General features: G+C 61.1%; 20 protein-coding genes. 9 read left to right on the top strand and 11 right to left on the bottom strand.

The annotated features are described in order from the left end of the window. Nucleotides 1–6: 6 nt before the first annotated feature. Nucleotides 7–1,170 carry a heme biosynthesis HemY N-terminal domain-containing protein gene (locus AB7E19_RS14005; RefSeq protein WP_010672692.1) on the top strand — a complete coding sequence of 388 codons (1,164 nt, stop codon included), beginning with the start codon at nt 7–9 and terminating at the stop codon, nt 1,168–1,170. Nucleotides 1,171–1,337: 167 nt separating this feature from the next. Here AB7E19_RS14005 and AB7E19_RS14000 read toward each other — a convergent pair whose 3' ends face one another. Continuing rightward, the gene (locus tag AB7E19_RS14000) at nt 1,338–1,589 is read right to left on the bottom strand and encodes a YkgJ family cysteine cluster protein (protein ID WP_010675884.1); all 252 of its coding nucleotides are present in this window, start codon (nt 1,587–1,589) and stop codon (nt 1,338–1,340) included. A gap of 248 nt (nt 1,590–1,837) precedes the next feature. Continuing rightward, the gene (gene glpX / locus AB7E19_RS13995) at nt 1,838–2,848 is read right to left on the bottom strand and encodes a class II fructose-bisphosphatase (RefSeq protein ID WP_039040467.1); all 1,011 of its coding nucleotides are present in this window, start codon (nt 2,846–2,848) and stop codon (nt 1,838–1,840) included. A 218-nt stretch (nt 2,849–3,066) separates the two neighbouring features. Here glpX and AB7E19_RS13990 point away from each other — a divergent pair, with 218 nt between their 5' ends. Next, entirely contained in the window at nt 3,067–4,125 is a 1,059-nt protein-coding gene (locus tag AB7E19_RS13990; RefSeq protein ID WP_322131328.1) for a porin, read from the top strand. A gap of 82 nt (nt 4,126–4,207) precedes the next feature. Here AB7E19_RS13990 and AB7E19_RS13985 read toward each other — a convergent pair whose 3' ends face one another. Next, entirely contained in the window at nt 4,208–4,687 is a 480-nt protein-coding gene (locus AB7E19_RS13985) for a GNAT family N-acetyltransferase (protein ID WP_049637272.1), read from the bottom strand. Between the two features lie 273 nt (nt 4,688–4,960). Between AB7E19_RS13985 and AB7E19_RS13980 the strand changes: the two genes are divergently transcribed. The 3 genes from AB7E19_RS13980 (at nt 4,961) to AB7E19_RS13970 (ending at nt 8,903) form a co-directional block, all read left to right on the top strand. Then, nucleotides 4,961–7,003, top strand: a complete 2,043-nt coding sequence (locus AB7E19_RS13980; protein ID WP_161469866.1) for a TonB-dependent receptor — start codon at nt 4,961–4,963, stop codon at nt 7,001–7,003. Nucleotides 7,004–7,068: 65 nt separating this feature from the next. Continuing rightward, nucleotides 7,069–7,689: a PepSY-associated TM helix domain-containing protein gene (locus AB7E19_RS13975; RefSeq protein WP_322131329.1), complete on the top strand. Its 621-nt coding sequence runs from the start codon at nt 7,069–7,071 to the stop codon at nt 7,687–7,689. Between the two features lie 176 nt (nt 7,690–7,865). Then, nucleotides 7,866–8,903 carry an acyltransferase gene (locus AB7E19_RS13970; RefSeq protein WP_322131330.1) on the top strand — a complete coding sequence of 346 codons (1,038 nt, stop codon included), beginning with the start codon at nt 7,866–7,868 and terminating at the stop codon, nt 8,901–8,903. On the opposite strand, the gene AB7E19_RS13965 is transcribed toward AB7E19_RS13970, so the two are convergent. Then, entirely contained in the window at nt 8,875–9,231 is a 357-nt protein-coding gene (locus AB7E19_RS13965) for a winged helix-turn-helix transcriptional regulator (protein WP_124814449.1), read from the bottom strand. The two genes, AB7E19_RS13970 and AB7E19_RS13965, sit on opposite strands and share 29 nt — an antisense overlap. Nucleotides 9,232–9,352: 121 nt before the next feature. On the opposite strand from AB7E19_RS13965, the gene AB7E19_RS13960 reads away from it, so the two are divergent. Then, nucleotides 9,353–9,658, top strand: a complete 306-nt coding sequence (locus AB7E19_RS13960) for a monooxygenase (protein ID WP_039040460.1) — start codon at nt 9,353–9,355, stop codon at nt 9,656–9,658. On the opposite strand, the gene AB7E19_RS13955 is transcribed toward AB7E19_RS13960, so the two are convergent. After that, nucleotides 9,639–10,169, bottom strand: coding sequence for a GNAT family N-acetyltransferase (locus tag AB7E19_RS13955; RefSeq protein WP_427935652.1), 531 nt, complete (start codon nt 10,167–10,169; stop codon nt 9,639–9,641). The genes AB7E19_RS13960 and AB7E19_RS13955 overlap by 20 nt on opposite strands. A 45-nt stretch (nt 10,170–10,214) precedes the next feature. After that, complete coding sequence (locus AB7E19_RS13950; RefSeq protein ID WP_042864545.1) at nt 10,215–10,829, bottom strand: outer membrane beta-barrel protein; 615 nt, start codon at nt 10,827–10,829, stop codon at nt 10,215–10,217. Between the two features lie 201 nt (nt 10,830–11,030). On the opposite strand from AB7E19_RS13950, the gene AB7E19_RS13945 reads away from it, so the two are divergent. Continuing rightward, entirely contained in the window at nt 11,031–11,669 is a 639-nt protein-coding gene (locus AB7E19_RS13945; RefSeq protein WP_010672675.1) for an exopolysaccharide biosynthesis protein, read from the top strand. 63 nt (nt 11,670–11,732) lie between these two features. On the opposite strand, the gene AB7E19_RS13940 is transcribed toward AB7E19_RS13945, so the two are convergent. Further along, nucleotides 11,733–12,623: a sensor domain-containing diguanylate cyclase gene (locus AB7E19_RS13940; protein WP_161653050.1), complete on the bottom strand. Its 891-nt coding sequence runs from the start codon at nt 12,621–12,623 to the stop codon at nt 11,733–11,735. Between the two features lie 328 nt (nt 12,624–12,951). Beyond that, the gene (locus AB7E19_RS13935) at nt 12,952–13,536 is read right to left on the bottom strand and encodes a hypothetical protein (protein WP_010672673.1); all 585 of its coding nucleotides are present in this window, start codon (nt 13,534–13,536) and stop codon (nt 12,952–12,954) included. 222 nt (nt 13,537–13,758) lie between these two features. On the opposite strand from AB7E19_RS13935, the gene AB7E19_RS13930 reads away from it, so the two are divergent. Continuing rightward, the gene (locus AB7E19_RS13930) at nt 13,759–14,394 is read left to right on the top strand and encodes a Vat family streptogramin A O-acetyltransferase (protein WP_427935649.1); all 636 of its coding nucleotides are present in this window, start codon (nt 13,759–13,761) and stop codon (nt 14,392–14,394) included. Between the two features lie 399 nt (nt 14,395–14,793). Continuing rightward, nucleotides 14,794–16,527 carry an ATP-dependent nuclease gene (locus AB7E19_RS13925; protein WP_427935648.1) on the top strand — a complete coding sequence of 578 codons (1,734 nt, stop codon included), beginning with the start codon at nt 14,794–14,796 and terminating at the stop codon, nt 16,525–16,527. Between the two features lie 684 nt (nt 16,528–17,211). Here AB7E19_RS13925 and thiH read toward each other — a convergent pair. The 3 genes from thiH to thiS form a co-directional block, all read right to left on the bottom strand. Then, nucleotides 17,212–18,483, bottom strand: a complete 1,272-nt coding sequence (gene thiH / locus AB7E19_RS13920) for a 2-iminoacetate synthase ThiH (protein WP_427935645.1) — start codon at nt 18,481–18,483, stop codon at nt 17,212–17,214. Continuing rightward, on the bottom strand, nt 18,480–19,247 hold the full coding sequence (locus AB7E19_RS13915) for a thiazole synthase (protein ID WP_323888600.1): 768 nt from the start codon (nt 19,245–19,247) through the stop codon (nt 18,480–18,482). The genes thiH and AB7E19_RS13915 overlap by 4 nt, the downstream gene beginning before the upstream one ends. Before the next feature lie 85 nt (nt 19,248–19,332). Beyond that, nucleotides 19,333–19,533 (bottom strand): sulfur carrier protein ThiS, encoded by a 201-nt coding sequence (thiS, locus tag AB7E19_RS13910; RefSeq protein WP_041212233.1) that lies wholly within the window; start codon nt 19,531–19,533, stop codon nt 19,333–19,335. Nucleotides 19,534–19,535 lie beyond the last annotated feature (2 nt).

Genomic DNA, 19,535 nt, shown 5'->3' with positions numbered 1-19,535 from the left:
GAGACCATGATTCGTCTGATCGTCATAGTCGCCGTGATGGTGGCGGGCCTCATCTTCGGTCCCGAAGCCTCCGGCAACAAGGGTTATGTGCTCATCTCGCTGGGCAACTACACGGTGGAATCCTCGGTCACCAGCGCGGTGATCCTGGCGGTGCTGTTCTACGGCGCCCTGCTCATCGTGGAATGGGTGCTGGCCCGCCTGTTCGGCCTGCGCCGCAAGACCCAGGGCTGGTTCGGCTCCCGCCGCCGCCGCAAGGCCAACCTGCAAACCGTCAATGCCACCCTGGCCATGGCAGAGGGGCACTACAACCAGGCCGAGAAGCTCCTCATCAAGGGCGCCGACAACAGCGACACCCCGCTGCTCAACTACCTGAGCGCCGCCCGGGTGGCCCAGGCCCGGGGCGATGACGTGCGCCGGGATCACTACCTGCAGAAAGCCCAGGAAGAGAACCCCAAGGCAGAGCTGGCACTGACCCTGATCCAGACCCAGTTGCAGATTGAGCAGGGCCAGTACGACAGCGCCCTCGGTCGCCTCGAGTCCATCTATGCCCTCAACCCGCGCCACCCCATGGTGCTGGATCAGCTGCGTCAGGTGTATCTGGCCCGTGAAGACTGGGCGGCCCTCATCGATCTCGCCCCTGCCCTGCGCAAGGTGGGCAAGCTGACCGCCCAGCAGGAAGAGACCCTGCTGCACCAGGCGTGGTGCGGTCGTCTGGAGGCCGCCAGCGGCTCCCTCGACACCCTGCGCACGGTCTGGCAGGGTCTGCCCCGCAAACAGCGCCAGGATCCCGTGCTGCTGGCCAGTTACGGGGATCGCCTGCGCCGATTGGGGGCCGATGCCGAAGCCGCCGATCTCTGGCTGGAGGCCCTGCGCAAGGATCCCTCCCCCGAGCTGTTCGCCCGCCTGCCCAAGCTCAAACTGGACGACTACCAGCCCATGCTGACCCTGCTCAGAAAGATCCAGGATCAGCCTGGCGCCGAAGCCGCGCTGGCCCGGGTCTGCCTGCTGGCCGGTCAACTGGACGAAGCCCAGCGGCTGCTGGAGCAGGAAGTGGCGAAGGCGCCGGATGCCGCCCTCTACCACGCCCTCGGCCAGGTGATGGACAAACGCCGCCTGACCAACAAGGCCAACGAGTATTACCGCCAGGCATTGCAGCTGGCCGACGTCTGACGCCAGTTCGTCACGAAACAGGAAGAGGCCGCAATTGCGGCCTCTTTTTATTGGTATTTTTTATTGCCATTGTTCCGAATGGTGGCTCTCTTCTCCCCTTGCGGGAGAAGGGGTGGGGATGAGGAGGACAAGCAGACACCCTTTCCCCAAGGGAGAGGGTCAAGGGCTCAGGCGGTCAGCCGCTCCAGCTCGCCGATAAGCCAGATGGCCTCCTGGCGATGGGAGCCGCACACGTCCGCCATGGGGCGAAAGCCGCCGCATACCGCCGGGCGCTCCGGCTGGCCGAAGATCTTGCACCCCAGGTGCGCATCGAGCTGCACACAGGGCACACCGGCGGGCTTGCCATCCGGCATGCCGGGAATGGCACTGCTGATGCTGGGGGCGATGCAGCAGGCACCGCATCCCTGACGACATTCCATGTGATTTTTCCTCTGTGGGGCACCGCAGTGTAGCAAGGAGTCCGGTTTCTCCTAAGCCTTATCCCTGCACGGGCACCCTGGCGCCCTGCAGAGCGCAAAAAGCCCGGCACTGCCGGGCTTTTTGCTGCGGGAGTCAGCACATCACAGGATGATGTCACGTACCACGCTGTCCTTGCGATCCAGGAAGTGGATCGACTTGATGCGACGGCATGAGAGTTCGTGACTTGCCGCCACCGCCATCCTCCTGCTTACAGGATGATGTCCCGTACCACGCTGTCTTTGCGATCCAGGAAGTGGATCGACTTGATACGACGGATGGTGCGCGATTTGCCGCGGATCAGCAGGGTCTCGGTGGTTGCCATGACGCCGTCGCTGGTGATCCCTTCCAGCAGATCACCCTTGGTGATGCCGGTGGCCGAGAAGATGACGTTGTCATTCTTGGCCAGATCTTCGAGCTTGAGCACCTTGCTCACGTCGATGCCCAGCTCCTCGCAGCGCGCGATCTCCTGTTCACCCAGGGCGCGAACCTCGGGGCTGTCACCCTTGACCTGGTGGCGGGGGATCAGGCGAGCCTGCATGTCGCCGTCCAGGGCGCGGATCACCGCCGCCGAGATCACCCCTTCCGGTGCGCCACCGATGCCGTAGAGCATGTCCACTTCGCTGTCCGGCAGACAGGTGAGGATGGAGGCGGCCACGTCACCGTCGGGAATGGCGAACACCCGCACCCCCAGGCCCTGCATCTCCTTGATCGCCTTGTCATGACGCGGCTTGGCCAGAGTGATGACGGTCAGACGGGAGAGGGGCTTGCCGAGCGCCTTGGCCACGGCCTTGAGGTTCAGCTCCAGGGCCTGATCGAGATCGATGGCGCCTCTCGCCTTGGGGCCCACGATCAGCTTTTCCATGTACATGTCGGGAGCCTTGAGGAAGGATCCCTTGTCGCCCACCGCCAGCACGGCCAGGGCATTGGCCTGACCCATGGCGGTCATGCGGGTCCCCTCGATGGGGTCGACCGCGATGTCCACGGCGTCGCCCTGACCCGTGCCCACCTTCTCGCCGATGTAGAGCATGGGGGCTTCGTCGATCTCCCCTTCGCCGATCACAATCTCGCCATCGATCTGGATCTGATTGAGGATGTGACGCATGGCCGCCACGGCCGCGCCATCGGCGATATTCTTGTCACCACGTCCGAGCCACTTGTAGCCAGCCAGTGCAGCCGCTTCCGTCACTCGGGAAAATTCGATTGCCAGTTCACGTCTCATCGCATATCCAACCTTAGGAGCTCGAAAACGGGCGGCATTCTACCACAAGGGCAAACCTTTGCGCGTAAAAGTGGCGACCAGCCACATAAATCCCGGTTTTCATCCCGCTGACATGGAACCGACACGGTTTGTTCATTGCACGGTCACCCGACTGTCATCTGTCACTTCTAGCATGGCCCCGTCTTTTAAAACAAAAGCTTGCAACACAAGGGATCATGATGAAAAAGCTGACAGTAGTAGCATTGGCTCTTACCGCCGCCTTCCAGGCTCAAGCCGTCGAAGTGTACAAAAACGAGAGCACCCTGCTCGACCTCTACGGCCGCATCTACGCCGGCCAGTTCTTCGGCGAGAAGAAAGAGCTGGACGCCAACGGTGACATCAAGAACGAATACAGCGACAAGCAGGGGGCCAACCAGTTTGTCCGTCTGGGCGCCAAGGTAGAGAGCGAGATCAACCCGGGTCTCAAGGCGCTGGCCCAGTACGAACTGCAGATGTACATCAACGACAGCGAGAAGACCGTCAGCGAGAACTCCGACAACCTGCGTACCCGTCTGGCGTTCGCCGGTGTCGGCGCCAACTGGGGAACCGTCACCTTCGGTCGCCAGAAGGGGGCTCCTGGCTTCCTGGCGGACTGGACTGATGTCTCTCTCTCCGACGGTTACGGCAACGAGGCACTGGGCGCCAAGACCGACACCTTCGCCACCAACCGCGCCGGCTCCGTGCTGAAGTACTCCGGTCTGTTCAACGGTTTCCAGGTCGATACCAGCTACAAGTTCGATGGCGGTGACACCGAAGAGACCTCCAGCAAGGACAGCGATGCCGCCTACGGTGCCGCCGTGGCCTACACCTTCCCGTTCAACCTCTCCCTGGGGACCGCCTACAACGTGGGCATCCGCGACAAGAGCGGTGAAGAGGATGCCAAGCTGTGGCTGCTCTCCGCCAAGTACGACAACAAGGCCCTCTACGCTGCTCTGAGCTATGCCGACGGCAGCGACTTCCTGGCCACCGGCAAGGATCACACCGGCTGGGAAGGGGCGCTGGGTTACAACTTCGAGAGCGGCTTCGGCCTGATGGCCCTGTGGAACAAGCAGAAGGTGGAGCAGGCTGGCAAGTCTGACTACGACTCCATCGACTACTACACCCTGGGTGCCCAGTACAAGTTCAACAAGAACCTGCGCGTCATCGGCGAGTACCGCATCAACAACCTCGACAACCATGACAGCGGCAAGCTCAACACCAAGGATGACTTCCAGCTGGCGGCCCGCTACGACTTCTAAGTCGGCAACCACCTGACGACACGGCGCGCAGAGCACTCTGCGCGCCGTTTTTCATTTGGGATGATCGCGTTGTCACTGAGGCTCAGAGCTTCTTCTGCCAGAACATGGCCCGGCCCACCTCGGGATCGAGCTCATAACCCGCAAAGCCGCTGGCGCGATAGGCAGCCTGGGCCACCTTGTTCCCCTCCAGCACCTCCAGGGTCAGCTTGCAGCAACCGAGCTCCCGGGCGAGCCGCTCCGCCTCCGCCAACAGCTGCTTGCCGATGCCGTGGCCGCGATGGGCAGGATGTACCGCCACGTCGTGGATATTGAGCAGCGGCTGACAGGCGAAGGTCGAGAAGCCCTCGAAGCAGGTGGCAACGCCAGCGGGCTCCCCATCGACCCAGGCCAGCAGCACATGGGCACCGGGCCGCGCGGCCAGGGCGTCGGCCAGATTCGCCTTCACCTCGTCCGCCAGTGCATTGCCGCCCCCCATCTCGTCCCTGGCGTATTCGTCCAGCATCGCGATCAGCGCCTCGCCGTGGCGAGGGTTGTGCAGATCCGCCCTGATGATCTCGACCATGTTTCTCTCCCTGTGTGTGCCGGATGGTGCGCCAAGGCGCGAGGCTACCATGGTAGCGTCCCCTCCGAACCGAACCAAGGTTTCCCCCGGCCTTTTCCCCGAGGTTCCAGCCCCCTCAGTGCCTGCCCGCCAATGATCTCTTTTTCTTGCATCTTCTCCTTGCAAGGCAAATGAAAATCAATATCATTAGCAACCTCTCGCGATGAGAGAAATCAATAATTACAAATAAATCAACAAGTTCAGGCCGATTGGTCGACAAAGAGTCACACCCAGATGAACCATTCCAACCCCCCGCGCGCCTTGCTGGGCGTCGCCTTGCTGGCGGTTTGCACCAGCCCCCGTGCCGAAGACGAAACTCTGACCGTGGTCGGCAAACGCAGCCAACATGAAGAGGTCGCCACCGCGACCCGTACCGCCACCCCGGCCAAGCTGGTGCCCCAGAGCATCGAGAGCGTCAAGGCAAGCGAGCTGACCGCCTTCGGCCAGCCCACCCTGAGTGAAGCCCTGACCGGCATCCCCGGCGTCAACGCCAGCGGCGACACCCGCTTTGACGGCGTCACCATCCGCGGTTTCAGCGCCAGCAATGACTTCTACCTCGACGGCCTGCGCGACGACATGCAATACACCCGCGACCTTGGCAACATCGAACGGGTCGAAGTGCTCAAGGGCCCCGCCGCCGTGCTCTACGGCCGTGGCAGCACGGGCGGCATCGTCAACCGGGTCAGCAAGGTTCCCCAGAAGGGGCAGGCCTCCAGCGTCAGCGCCCAGGTCGGCAGCTTCGACAGCCGACGCTTCGCAGCCGATCTCAACGGCGAGGCAGGAGAGCGGGTACAGGTGCGCCTGAACCTGGCCCAGGAGGACAAGGAGAGCTTTCGCGACGACGTGACCAGCAAGCGCACCCTGCTGGCCCCCTCCGTCAACTGGGAGATCACCGACACCCTGAACTGGCTGGTGCAATACGAGCGCAACGAGCACGATCGCACCCCGGATCGCGGCATTCCCGGCGTCGATGGTCGCCCGGCGGATGTCCCCATCGAGAGCGTCTACAGCGACACCCGCCGCGACTTCATCGACGATGTGGCCCAGTCCACCCGCTCCCGCTTTACCTGGGACATCAACGATCAGTGGCAACTGCGCCAGCAGCTCGGCTACACCACCCTCGACAGCCAGTTCGACAATACCTATGTCACCAGCGTCAAGGGTGACAAGGTGACCCGCGCCCGCTGGCAGCAGGATCTCAAGGCCAGCAGCCTCACCAGCAACACCGAGGCGGAAGGCCAGCTGCAAACCGGTCCCATCGCCCATCGTCTGCTGGTGGGCCTGGAGCAGGGCTGGCAGGATCGCACCCCCAAGCTCTACCAGAACGCCAGCCCGATCCCGGCAGGCAACCTCTATGATCCGGGCTCCCTGCCCACCTACGACGGCGCCATGAAACTCTCCAGCGACGCCCATCACAGGGTGCGCGGTGTCGGCCTCTATGTGCAGGATCAGCTCAGCCTGGGCGACTGGCACCTGCTGGCAGGCCTGCGCCGCGACGACTTCACCGTCACCAGCCGCCGCAACGACCTCGACAAGGAAGAGACCCTCTCGGTCACCAGCCTGAGTCCACGCCTGGGGCTGGTGTGGAACCCCATCGAGGAGCATGCCTTCTACACCTCCTACAGCAAGACCTTCACCCCGGTGGGCGGTGAGCTTATCGGCATCACCCCGGGGGACAAGAACAACAACCTGGATCCCCAGCACACCCGGCTCTATGAAGGGGGCGTGAAGAGCGACTGGCTGAACGGCCGCCTCGCCACCACCCTCTCCCTCTACCGGCTGGAGATGTACAACAAGCGCAGCAAGGATCCGCTGGATCCCACTAAGGTGATCCTCACCGGTCTGCAGCGCACCGACGGCATCGAGCTGAGCGCCCGTGCCCAGCTGACCGACGAGATCTATCTGCGCGGCGGCGTCGCCATCCAGGATGCCGAGCAGGTCAAGGCAGACGCGGACCTGCAAGGCAAGCGGCCGATGAACGTCTCCCGCCAGAACGGCCAGCTGTTCGCCGGCTACCAGAGCGGCAAGCAGGGCTGGTTCGGCGAGACCGGGGTGACGGCGGTGGGGGATCGCTTCGCCGACAACGCCAACACCACCACCTTGCCCGGTTACGCCCGCTTCGACGCCCGTGCCGGCTACCGCTGGCCCCAGTGGGAAGCCCAGCTGAGCGTGGAGAACCTGACCGATCACGACTACTTCGTCAGCGCCACCAGCGCGGCCCAGATCATGCCGGGCACGCCCCGTCAGCTGCACCTGACCGCCGCCTACCGCTTCTGATCCTCCCTGTTTACCGACCCCTCTGGCCAGCGTTCGCTGGCCAGATTGTTATGAAGCACCGAACGATGACACGCAGAAAACTCCCCCTGCACAACAACAAGTGGGTGCGCCGCATCCACGCCTGGGCCGGCTTTGCCACCCTCACCCTGATGCTGCTCTACGGCCTCACCGGCCTCTGGCTGCAACACAGGGCCGTGCTGCCCCTGCCCGGTCCCCACACCGCCAAATCGAGTGAAGAGATAGTACTGAGCACGCCGCTGGCCAGCCCGGATGAATTGAAAGCCCTGCTGCAACAGCGTTATGCAGACATGTTCGAGGAGGGGAGACCCCAGATCACCCCGCCCCAGACCCTGCCCACACCATCCGGCGCCCTCACCCTGCCGGCCCGCTGGGAGCTGCGCGGTGTCACCCTCAGCCAGAGCGTGGCCGCCAGCTATGTGGAAGGCACTCTGCTGGTGCGCACCGAGCTGCAGCAGGCCAACTTCGCTGCCAGCCTCAACCGGCTGCACCGTGGCATGGGCACCGGCCTGCCCTGGCAACTGGTGGGCGATCTGGCGGCCCTGGCCATGCTGCTGCTGGCCCTCACCAGCCTGCTGATGTGGAACAAGCTGCACGGCCCCGCCAGTCACGGCATCACCCTGCTGCTGCTGGGCGCCCTGGTCACCGTGCTGGTGGCCCTGCTCTAGCTCTTTTACCGACACCAAAACGGGATCCCGCTCCCGGCGGCGGTAACCTTGCCCGCACCTCGGGTAACAAAGGGTAACCGGCCGCCGATGGGGGTCACAGTTGGCGACCAGGCGGCTGGATAGGGAGCACCTGCGGCTGATAGGGTGCGCCCAGCTCCCGAACGCCGCGAGGAATCATGCGCATCTCCAGCATCGAATGCGGGCGAGTGGTGGCCATCCTGGCCGTGATGACCATCCATCTCTCCCCCTTCAGCAACCCCTTCGACCCCGCCCTGTGGGACGGCACGCCCTACCCTCTGGTCGGGGCCGTCATCAACCAGCTCTGCCGCTTCGCGGTGCCGCTGTTCTTCCTGTGCGCCGGTTACTTCTTGCAACCCGCCCTCGCCGCGGGCCACCCGCTGACCATCGCACTGCGCTACTGCCGACCCCTGCTGGGACTCTGGCTGGCGTGGAGCCTGCTCTACGTGCTGATACCCTTCAACCCGCTCGCGGCGGTGAGCGAGGGCTACCTGCCCGCCATGGCAGGCCAGTGGCAGATGCAGCTCGGGGATCATCTCAACGTCTGGTGGGTGGGCGGCATGATCCACCTCTGGTTCCTGCCCGCCCTGATGGTGGCGGTGCTGATCCTGGGGCTCTGCCAGCAGGCCCGCCTGCCAAGGCTGGCCCTGCTGCTGGGGGCCCTGCTCTACGCCCTGGCCCTGATCGGTGGCTCCTATGGCCCGCTGCTGCCGGGGGGCGAGTGGGCCCTGCTGACCCGCAATGGTCCCTTCTTCTCCTTGCTGTTCGTGGCGCTTGGCGCCGAGCTGCGCCTGCGTGCCTGGCAGCCAGACGCCAGGCGCTGCGCCCTGATGATGATGGCGGGGATGGGGCTTTATGCCCTGGAGGCCGCAGGTCTGCTGCGCGTTGCCGCCGTCCCCCTCGCTCGTCATGATTTCCTGCTGGGTTCGCTCCCCTGGGCGCTGGGGCTGTTCGGCCTGCTGCTGGCCAACCCCGCATGGGGCAAAGGCAGCTGGCTGGAGCGCCAGGCCTCCAAGGTGCTCGGCCTCTACTGTCTGCACATGATGCTGGTGGTGTGGCTGATGATCTTCGGCCCCCAGGGCAAGCAGGTGTGGTGGGAACTCCTCAAGGTACCCGCGCTGCTGGCGCTCACTCTGCTCGGCTACCGACTGCTGGCGGCCACCGCCCTCAGCCGCTGGTTGCTGCGGGCTCGCTAGAAACAGGACCCTGACCAGCCAGCAGGTCGCCGTGGTTCAGCGCAAAATCGTGCATCTGTTGAAGCAGGGGGATCAGGGCGACGCCAAGGGGGCTCAGGCTGTACTCCACCCTGGGCGGTACGTCGGGGTAGAGGGTGCGGATGATGACACCGTCGCTCTCCAGCTCCTTGAGCTGGGCGGTGAGCACCTTCTGGCTCACCTCGGGCAGGCAGCGGCGCAGGTCACCAAAGCGCAGGGTCTGTTCGCGCAGATGAAACAGAATGGCCGGCTTCCATTTGCCGGTCAGCAGGCGCAATACCTGATAGGCGGGACAGGGCAGTGAGGACACGGTATGGCTCGTGAGTGGTTACTTTGCGGTAACTATGCCACGAAAATGTGCCTTCTTGCAGCCAAGATGCCGGCTTCCTATGATGCGGATTCCGTCAATCAACACCCACGAGAGGTTTATGATGCCCAGCCTGCTGCAGATCCATTTCAACTTCCCCGCCGAGATGATGGGACCGGCCCTCACTGCTGCGGCCATGCCGCTGGCCGACTCCATCACCCGGGAGCCGGGCTTCATCTCCAAGATCTGGACCGAGAACCCGCGCACCGGCGAGGCGGGCGGCATCTATCTGTTCGAGGATGAGGGGAGCGCCCTCGCCTACGCCACCATGCACGAGCAGCGGGTGCTCGCCATGGGCGCCAGCGCGGTGCAGTACAAGGTGTTCGACGTCAACGAGCCCCTCAGCCGCGTCACGCGCGGTCTGGTGTGATCCCCTCGCCCAGCAGTAACCGGTAGCTGGTATCCTGCTGCCAGATGAAGCCCAGCCGCTCAAATAGCCGCTGGCTGGGCAGATTGTCCGGTTCGATATCCGCAAGCAGGGTGATGATGCCAAGCTGGCGGGCATAGGCGATCAGGGCGCTCAGCGCCTCCCCCATCAGACCTTGTCCCCAGTGGCTGCGGGCCAGCATGCAGCCCACCTCCGCCTGGCGCAGGCTGGCGCCGGCCGCAAAGCTGTGCAAGCCGCAGGTGCCCACCAGGCGGCCGCTGCCGCGTAACACCAGCCCCCACTCCAGCGACTCGCCGCCAGCCAGCAACCGCTCGACGCTAGCCAGCATCTGCGACACGGTGGCAAGGGAGGGAAACGGCGGCTCCCCGACGAAGCGCATCCCCAGGGGATCCCCGTAGATGGCGAAGAGATCGGCAGCATCCCGCCCATCGAAGGGGCGCAGTCGCCCCCTTGGGGTCAGCAGTACGGGCAGTTCACGGGGCAGGGATGGCACGGAGTCGTATCGCCTTGTCTGGTCAAAGGAGTTCCATCATGAGGCTCAGAACCTCAGGGTCAAGCCGATATTGGCCTGCCACTGGGTGATCAGCTCCCCCCTCACCCGAAAGGCGCAGATCTCGGGGTTGCAGAGAAACTGGCTGTCGTCGTTGACCAGGGCACCATAACCGCGCACCTCGGCCCGCACAGCCAGATGTTCGGTCAGGCGCGGCTGCACCCCGAGGGCCAGGGACATGGAAGGGGCCGTCTCGCTGTCGTAGGCATCGAAGCGGGTGACCCCTATCCCGGCACCGATATAGGGGGCCATCAGGTTGTCCGAGAGAGTCAGGGCCCCGGCAAACTGCAGGGTGTCCACCGTCAGCCTGTCGGGCAGTTCGGGGGACACCCGGGTCGACTGGTGGCTGTAGAGCAGCTCCACCATGCCGGGGTCATCCACCTCCCTGCTGATGAAGAGCCCCCAACTGCCGGAGCGCTCCCCTTGCAGGGTGTCGATGTCGCTCCCGTGCGGCGTGGGGGCCGGCTCGTCCATGGCCCGAAAGTCGATGGCCGAGCTGTATCCCGCAAAGGGAGTCAGCTGCCAGCCCGTCGCCGGGGGCTCGGCTGCCCAGCCCGCCAGGGGCAGCAGCAGCCCCGGCACCATCCCCATCGCTCCTCTCATGTGCTCATCCTTTGGTGAAAAGACCTGCGCAAAGCATATCAGAGCGCCCGTCTCCCACACTGGACGGGGGCTGTACCAGCCCCATTGCCCCGCTTCCGGTGGAAAAATCTGTGCTCCCCGGGGTTATTCATCCGGGATTAACCTCGCCCCCGTAAGCTGGCGGCGCCACAGCGGTGGCATCAACAGACGAGGATCTCAGGAATGGTTGCCGCGCAACTCAACGACCCCCAAAGCACGCTCTCCGATACCCTGAGGGCCACCGCCCACGCCATCGAGGAGAGCCACATCAGCCTGCGCCAGATGCTGGCCCTGGTGGGCGAACAGGGCATGCTGCTGTTTTGCGTGCTGCTCACCGTTCCCTTCCTGCTGCCGGTCTCCATTCCCGGCGTCAGCACCCCCTTTGGCCTGCTGATCCTCTTCATCGGCATCGGCATCACCCTCAACCGGGTGCCCTGGCTGCCCGCCTTCCTGATGGAGCGCCGCTTCGCCGCCGAGCACCTCAAGCCGACCCTGCACAAGGGGGCGGATCTGCTGGCCCGCATCGACCGCTTCATCCGCCCGCGCCTGCTCATCCTGACCGGCAGCGTGACCATCAACCGCTGCAACGGCCTGCTCATCATGCTGGCCGCTCTGCTGCTGATGCTGCCGCTGGGCGCCATTCCCTTCACCAACGCCATGCCCGCCTGGGCCATCCTGCTGCTGGCCATCGGCATGTTGCAGCGGGACGGGCTCTTCGTCGCCCTCGGCTATGCCCTGGTCGCCGCTACCCTGGTCTGGTTCAGCGCCCTGGCCATCGGCCTGCTGATGGCGGGGCAGAATATCTCGACCCTGTTCGGCTGATCTGGCCCGGCCAAATGAAAGAGGGCGACCCCGGGTCGCCCTCTTTCCTGTTCACTGCGCCCCTCAGGGCGCCCCATCGTGGGCCACCCGGTTGCGCCCGCCCCGCTTGGCCCGATAGAGCCACTCGTCCGCCCGGGCCAGCACGGTGCCAAGATCCTCTCCCGGCCGGATCAGGGTGGTGCCCAGGCTCACGGTCACCGGGGCGGGATCCGGCGCCATGGCCGCCACTGCGGCGCGGATCCGCTCCGCCACCTTCAGCAATATCCCCTCGTCGATCTGCGGCAGCAGGATCAGAAACTCCTCGCCACCGCTGCGCACGAAGAGATCCTCCCCCCGCAACTGGGCGGAGACGCACTCGCAGACCCGGCACAGGACCTTGTCACCGGTCTGGTGGCCGAAGCGATCGTTGATCTGCTTGAAGTGATCGAGATCCAGCATGATGAGGCCGGTGAGATGCTGCCCCTGCACCCTGTGGTGATACTGGTCGAAGAAGAAGTGGCGGTTGTAGAGGCCGGTGAGCTGATCCGTCTCCCCGAGCCGCTTGAGCCGCTGTTGCAGCTCGTGCTGGCGGGTGATGCTGCGGGTCATCCAGGCCACCGCCCGCTTCCCCTCATATAAAGAGGGCAAGGGCGCTATCTTGCCCTCGAAACGCTGCATTCCCTGGGGCCCGGCGTCGGCGTCGATGCCGTCCACCTCGGCGGGGGAGAGGTCATACTCCACCACCTGCACCTGGCCGCTGGCGAGGGCCTGAGCCACCTGCGCCATCACCCACTGCGCCTTGTCCTCGGGCAGCACGTCCAGCAGTTGTCTGCCGATCAGCGGGTTGCCGTTCTGGTAGGACTGCAGCTCCATCCCGCCGATGTACTCGATGTAGTAGCCATCTTCGCTGAGGATGAAAACGGGATCCGGCAACTGGGCCATCACTTCGTAGAGTTGTGCCACTGAGAGCGCCATCCGAGCTCCTTGCTATCCGTGGGAGTGGGTCCCTGTACTCCTGTTATACAAGACTCATGGAGTATCGCACAGGGGCAGAAAGCTGCCTGCCGGGCGGGAAGGATGCGGTCGGTGACGTGTTCACCGGACAAGCCTCCGGCAAAGTGAATGGCAGCAATCGGGGATGCTGTCAGAACCAGGGTTGTCAGACAGTCAGGAAGGTTTTTTTGCCTTCAGGCAGTGCGACATGCCAACCCCTGTGACGTCAGGGGCGCCACAGGGGTATTCCCGCCCCCGGACAAGGGGGGCAGGGCCGGATCCCGGTCAAGCGGGATCCGGCGAGCCGACATCAGCGGGCAGCGGATCGACTGGCGTTCCAGAGCAGTTCGCCGCTCTTGAGATCCATCAGGCTCATGGCGAGCCGGTAGCGGCCCCCTTCAGAGAGGAGATCCCCGTAGAGCATGTAACCCGCCCCGGTCTGGCGACCCAGACGCACCAGGGAGGCGGGGTTCATGCCCCCCTGCTGGTATTCGAGCTGACCCGTGATGGCCGCCACCTGGCCCGGGTCTGCGAAACGAAAGCCGCTATTGGCCTGAATGCGCTGGATCATGGCCACCGCCAGGGGCTGGGTGCTGAAGGGCTCACCTGTGCCGTTCTGGGGCGCCATCAGCAGCAGTACCGGGCTGCTGCCCGCCAGTGCCTGCACATCGGCGGCCTTCAGGAAGTCATCGGCCAGGGCGACCGCCAGCCCCGTCGGTGCCACGGGTTTGGGAGCAGGCACCGGCTCGGCCTTGTCAGGCTCGGCCACGGGTTTCTCTGGTTTGGTCACCGGCTTGTCCGGCTCGCCGACCGGCGCAGGCGTCCCCCCATAGGGATTGACCGCACACCCGCCCAGCAGCAGGGCACCCACCATCAACAAGGAACGCAGCTTCATCTTTTCTCTCCGCCAGAAGTGTGCAAGGCGCACTTCGTCCATCATCCATTTTGACGGAGCCAGACTCCGCCGCCCCTCCATGCTAGAGACAAACCCGCCCCGGGTCGATGCGCACATGGGCAGGGGGCGACAGAGACTGGCGAAGCGGAGGGCACAAAAGGGTGGCAAGGCTCCACCCGATTCCGTTAGGGTAGCCAGAGCCCAGACCCCAGAGGAGCCCCCATGCACGGACCCGATCCCGCCAACCCCCACCCCATGAACGGCTTCCCCCAGGTGTGCTTTATCAAGAACACCATCAAGGGACCCAATATCGAGGTGGGTGACTACACCTATTACGACGACCCGGAGGATGCGGCGGGCTTCGAGCGCAACGTCCTCTACCACTTCCCCTTCATCGGCGACAAGCTCATCATCGGCAAGTTCTGCGCCATCGCCCGCAGGGTCAAGTTCATCATGAACGGCGCCAACCACCAGACCTCCGGCTTCTCCACCTACCCCTTCTTTATCTTCGGCAACGGCTGGGAGAGCGCCGCCCCGGCCCCTGGCAGCCTCCCCTACAAGGGGGATACCGTCATCGGCAACGATGTCTGGATAGGCTATGACGCCCTGATCATGCCAGGGGTCCAAGTCGGCAACGGCGCCATCATCGCCGCCCGCTCCGTGGTCACCGGCGATGTGCCCGACTACGCCGTGGTCGGCGGCAACCCCGCCAGGGTGATCCGCTATCGCTTTGACGACGACACCATCGCCCGTTTGGGCGCCCTCGCCTGGTGGGACTGGCCGGTGGAGCGGATCAGCCGGAATTTGAACTTGATCGGCGGCGGGGAAATGGACGAGTTGGACAAGGGGAGTTTATAGAATTCAACCGTGGTAATACTGAGGAAGAAAACCCAAAGACTCTGCCTGTATATCAAAGCTGATACAGCTCACATTATCAGCAACCTCAGCTTCAGATAAAACCTAGCCAAAGGTACACTAACAAAAATTAACGTCCATTGTGTCAATAATGTTAATTTTTAAAAGATACATTCTTCTTTAGCATTTTAAATAGTTCCCAAAACTTTGGTGCAACTCAAAATATATATTAAAGCATCATCTTGCCAAACATTTAAAATGCTAAACAAAACGTCTAGAAAGCACATTCAAAAATGTGTATTTATTAAGTGTTATCAATATACAAATTCCATGACACATGTCATTCAGCAATTCACTATTAATAGGCACTTATTAAAATCGCCAATATTATGGAGATAAAGAATGAAAATAAATTTCTTTTCTGTAAATAATTTCAGAGGGATATCAGGTGGTTTGGAAAGTAACAAAATAACGTTTGAAAATACCAACACCTTATTTATATATGGTCAGAATAATGTTGGAAAGTCTACTTTCTTAAAGGCATATCAGTTTTTCTATCAAAACGAAAAACCATCTAAAAATGATTTTTATAAATGTGAAATAAAAAACAACATTGAATTCGAAATCGAGGTCTCTTTACAACAACTTGATAAGGACCGTATAGAAACCACAGCAGCAAAACAAAAGGAATCGTATAAGAAATATCTCTTCGAGGATAAGATAAAAATCAAGAAAACATGGTTATCTGATGGCAAAGGTGCAATAAAAGAAAAAAATCAGACGTATAACTATATAGATAAAAAGTATGAGGATGTGGGGTATGCCAGTATCGGATTGCATACTGTATTCCAGTCTTGTATGCCGAAGCCCATTTTTATAAAAGCAATGCCGACAGAAGATGAGGCTAAGGAAATATTAAACGTCATTCTAAAAAGCATGGCGGAAAATACCTTGAAATCTGAAGACCTTATTGCATTACACGAGGCCAAAGCAAAGATTCAAGAACTACAAGACAAAATGTATAACCCAGAAGTAATTAAAAGCTATCAAGATTCTGTTAATTCATATTTCTCTCAGATATTCTCAGACACTACACTAATCTTCAAAGAATCAAAGGATCGCTTAGTATGGAGTGAAAATAAACTAGGCAAAGATTTTAGCATTGATTTTTTCAAGACTGACCAAGAAGGCAAACCAGATATATCTATTCCCTCATCTTCTGACACAGTAGGGCATGGAACGATCCGGACTGCAATTTTTACTCTTCTACTAATGAAAGATGTTGCAGAGAAATTTGAACGCCAGCCAGGTAGAAAGGATTACATGGTTTTATTTGAAGAGCCGGAGCTGTTCCTTTACCCTAAAATCATAAAAGAATTGCGAGATTTGATATATAAAGTAAGTATTGATGACCTCCCATATCAAGTCTTGTGCGCATCACACTCACCATCGATGATTGATATATCACAACCAAAATCATCCATTATTAGGCTTACAAAGTCTAACACCGGAACCCTTACTCATCAGATAAATGACTCATTTTTAAAAGAAGCAAAGGGGATTAGTACAAATGAAGAATTAAAACAAGAGATGAATGAAATTCTTCGATTTAATCCTTATATTTGCGAATCTTTCTATGCTGATGAAGTTTTGTTAATTGAGGGGCCCACAGAGGAAATTATTGCTCGAGCATTCCTTCAGGAATATGATTCAGGCAAAGATTTATTTATCTTAAACTGTGGCACAGTTAATAACATCCCATTTTACCAAAAAATATTCTCTAGATTTAAAATAAAATATCATATTGTGTGTGATACCGATGGCAGAGCAATCACCGGCCATGATAAAGAGCAGAACCCTTATTTCTCAACTCACATACAAAAAGCAATAAGCGAACAGTTTGTTGTTGATAAACATTATGGAATAAGTGGTCTAATGAGAGTTCATCACACGACATTTGAACCGGCTCACCAAGATGAAAAGATTCCGGAAGTATTAAGATATAAAGAACAAGCACAGGGCAAGCCACTAAACGCAAATCTCTACTGGAAAAATATCCTTCAACCAAATAGAGAGCATGCTGACTTTGACAAAGTGCCTTTCATGAAATACCTACGTGAGATTATCAACTACTAGAAATAGAGGATTCAGATTCCATCATAGTCTGTTTGTTGGTGGTGCAATGCGCTCCGCCTCTGGCACCCTACGACCACTCCCTGAGGTTATGGTGGGCACTGTTTTGGTGCCCCCTCTTATTCGCAGAGGCGAGCCCGCTTGTCCAGGCCGCGAGACAGGATGTCGAGCGAGCCGCGCCGGGCCATGGGCCAAATCGGAAAAGGGTGAGCGCAGCTCGACCCGATTTGGCGCGAGAACAGGGATGTTCGAAGCGGACTTTGGCCGAAGCCATGGATGGCGAAGGCCAAAGTGCCGTCTGCGGCGGTCCGTCCGACCTTGCTCCTGACTCGAGGGCAACCGCGTAGCGGTCGGATTGGCGGGGGTGGCCGCTCGATTGGTGACTTTTCTTTGGCCACGCAAAGAAAAGTTACTCGCCCAAGCCCGAAGGGCGGGCGAAACCCTTCGAGGCCAGCGGCCTCGCATCCTGCACGGCACAGCCGAGCCATCCATCACACACACCACAAAGCGGACGATTACGCCTGACGGCTAATCGACCCTACGATGGCAATGAAATATCGCATCAAGACCCCTCCCCAACCCTCCCCTTCGCAGGGGAGGGAGCCAAAGCGTCGCCACCAGCAAGGTGTGTGGCCGAACACCGCCCAACCATGCCGGGATGCCACCAGCAAAGGGGCCTAGCCGCCCCTATCGGCCTAAAAACGGTTCCCAGTCCTTGAACACCGGCTGCAACCCCGCCTGTCGCACGGCAGCCGCCACTTCCCCCACCGGGCGGTCGTCGTGGATGGCGAACTGCTCCAGCTCCTCTTTATCCCCCTCGGCATAGCCACCCGGCTGGGTGCGCGACTCGGCCGACATCTGGGTGATGCCAAGGCGCACCGCGCCGTTGCGAAAGGTGGCTGACTCTCGGGTGGAGAGGGACAAGTCCAGGGTCGGCGAGAAGAGGCGCCAGGCGCAGATAAGCTGGGCCAGCTGGCGATCCGACATCACAACCTCCGGCTCCAACCCCCCGGTGCAGGGGCGCAGGCGCGGGAAGGAGAGCGAGTAGCGGCTCTGCCAGTGGTGGCGTTCAAGCCAGGCGAGGTGCTCGGCGACGAAGTAGCTGTCGGCACGCCAGTCCGCAGAGAGACCGATGAGCGCCCCCAGCCCGATCTTGTCGATACCGGCGCGGCCCAGCCGATCCGGCGTGGCGAGGCGCCATGCGATGTCCCGCTTGTTGCCGCGCAGGTGATGGCGGGCATAGGTGGGGGCGTGGTAGGTCTCCTGATAGACCATGACCGAATCGAGGCCGAGGGTTTTCAGCTCGGCGTATTCGTCCTGAGAGAGGGGCTGCACCTCCATCCCCACCGTGCTGAAGTGACGGCGGATGATGGGCAACACCTGCCGAAAATAGGCGAGCCCCACCTTGTGCTCGTGCTCGCCGGTCACCAGCAGCACGCTGTCAAAACCGCGCGCCTTGATGGCCAGACACTCGCGCTCTATCTCCTCGCTATTCAAAGTCTTGCGCTTGAGGCGGTTGCTCATGGAGAAGCCGCAGTAGGTGCAGTCGTTGGCGCACAGGTTCGACAGATAGAGGGGCACATAGAAGCCGATGGTGTTGCCAAAGCGCTGGCGGGTCAGCCGCTCGGCCTCGGCTGCCATCTGCGGCAAATACGCCTCGGCGGCCGGGGAGATCAGCGCCATAAAGTCGGCCAGGGTGCGGCGGGAGGTAGTCAGCGCCCGCTCTACATCGGCGGCGGTCTTGGCGCGGATCTGCATGCCGATATCGTCCCACTCCAGCTCCTGCCATCTATCGAGAAAACTCTCCGACTTTCTCTCAACCCCCTCCCGGCCTCCCCCTTCACAAGGGGGAGGTGTTAATCCGCCCCCCCGATCTCCTACTTCACAAGAGGGCGAAGTCGACACTCCCTCCCCTGGCAAGGGGAGGGTCGGGGTGGGGTCATTGGCATGCTGACTCATAACGCCCCCAGAAAATCGGTAAGCGGGCTGGAGGCTTGCGCCTGCAGGGCGCGGGCGCCGAGGCCCGCCTCATAGGCGCTGCGACCGGCGGTGCAGGCCAGCGCAAAGGCGCGGCCCATGGCGACCGGGTCGCCGCTCACCGCGATGGCAGTGTTGACCAGCACGGCGTCGGCACCCAGCTCAAAGGCGGCGGCGGCGTGGCTCGGCGCACCTATGCCCGCATCCACCACCACGGGCACATTGGCCTGCTCGACGATGATGGAGAGAAACTCCCGGGTCACCAGCCCCTGATTGGAGCCGATGGGGGCGCCCAGCGGCATCACGGCGGCGCAGCCCACCTCTTCCAGCCGCTTGCAAAGCACGGGGTCGGCGCCGCAGTAAGGCAGCACCACAAAACCCTCTTTCACCAGCTGCTCGGCGGCTTTCAGCGTCTCGATGGGGTCGGGCAAGAGGTAACGAGGATCGGGGTGAATCTCCAGCTTCAGCCAGTTCGTCCCCAGCGCCTCGCGGGCGAGATGGGCGGCAAACACCGCCTCGGCGGCGGTCTTGGCGCCGGAGGTGTTGGGCAGCAGCTTGACCCCGAGTTGCCGAAGGGGCGTGAGGATATCGTCGTGGGCCTTGCCCGGTTCGAGCCGCTTGATGGCCATGGTGACCAGTTGGGAGCCGCTCGCCTCGATGGCGGCGGCCATCAGTTCCGGTCGGGCAAACTTGCCGGTGCCGGTAAAGAGACGCGATGAGAAGGTGTGATCGGCAATTGTCAGCATGTCAGCCTCCCGCCACAGTGGTAAGAAGAGATGAAGTTCCGCCGCAAGGCAGAACGCTCGAAGACGGGACTGCGAGCATCATGGGTCAGCCTCCGGCAATGGCGGTGAAGAGGTGGAGTTCGTCCCCGTCATTGAGACGGGTCTCGGCCCAGCGGCTACGGGGCAGCACGGCGCCGTTAAGGGCCACCGCTACCCCCTGAGGGGGAATCTCCTGCACCGCCAGCAGCTCAGTCAGGCGCTGGCCGGTGGGCAGCGTCAGCTCGATATCGTTCAATCGGATCTTCATGG

Origin of the sequence: Aeromonas sp., from assembly GCF_050252055.1 — a bacterium.
Taxonomy (GTDB): domain Bacteria; phylum Pseudomonadota; class Gammaproteobacteria; order Enterobacterales; family Aeromonadaceae; genus Aeromonas; species Aeromonas caviae.
The sequence above is the reverse complement of the archived record's forward strand: the minus strand, read 5'-3'. Positions and strand labels throughout refer to the sequence as shown.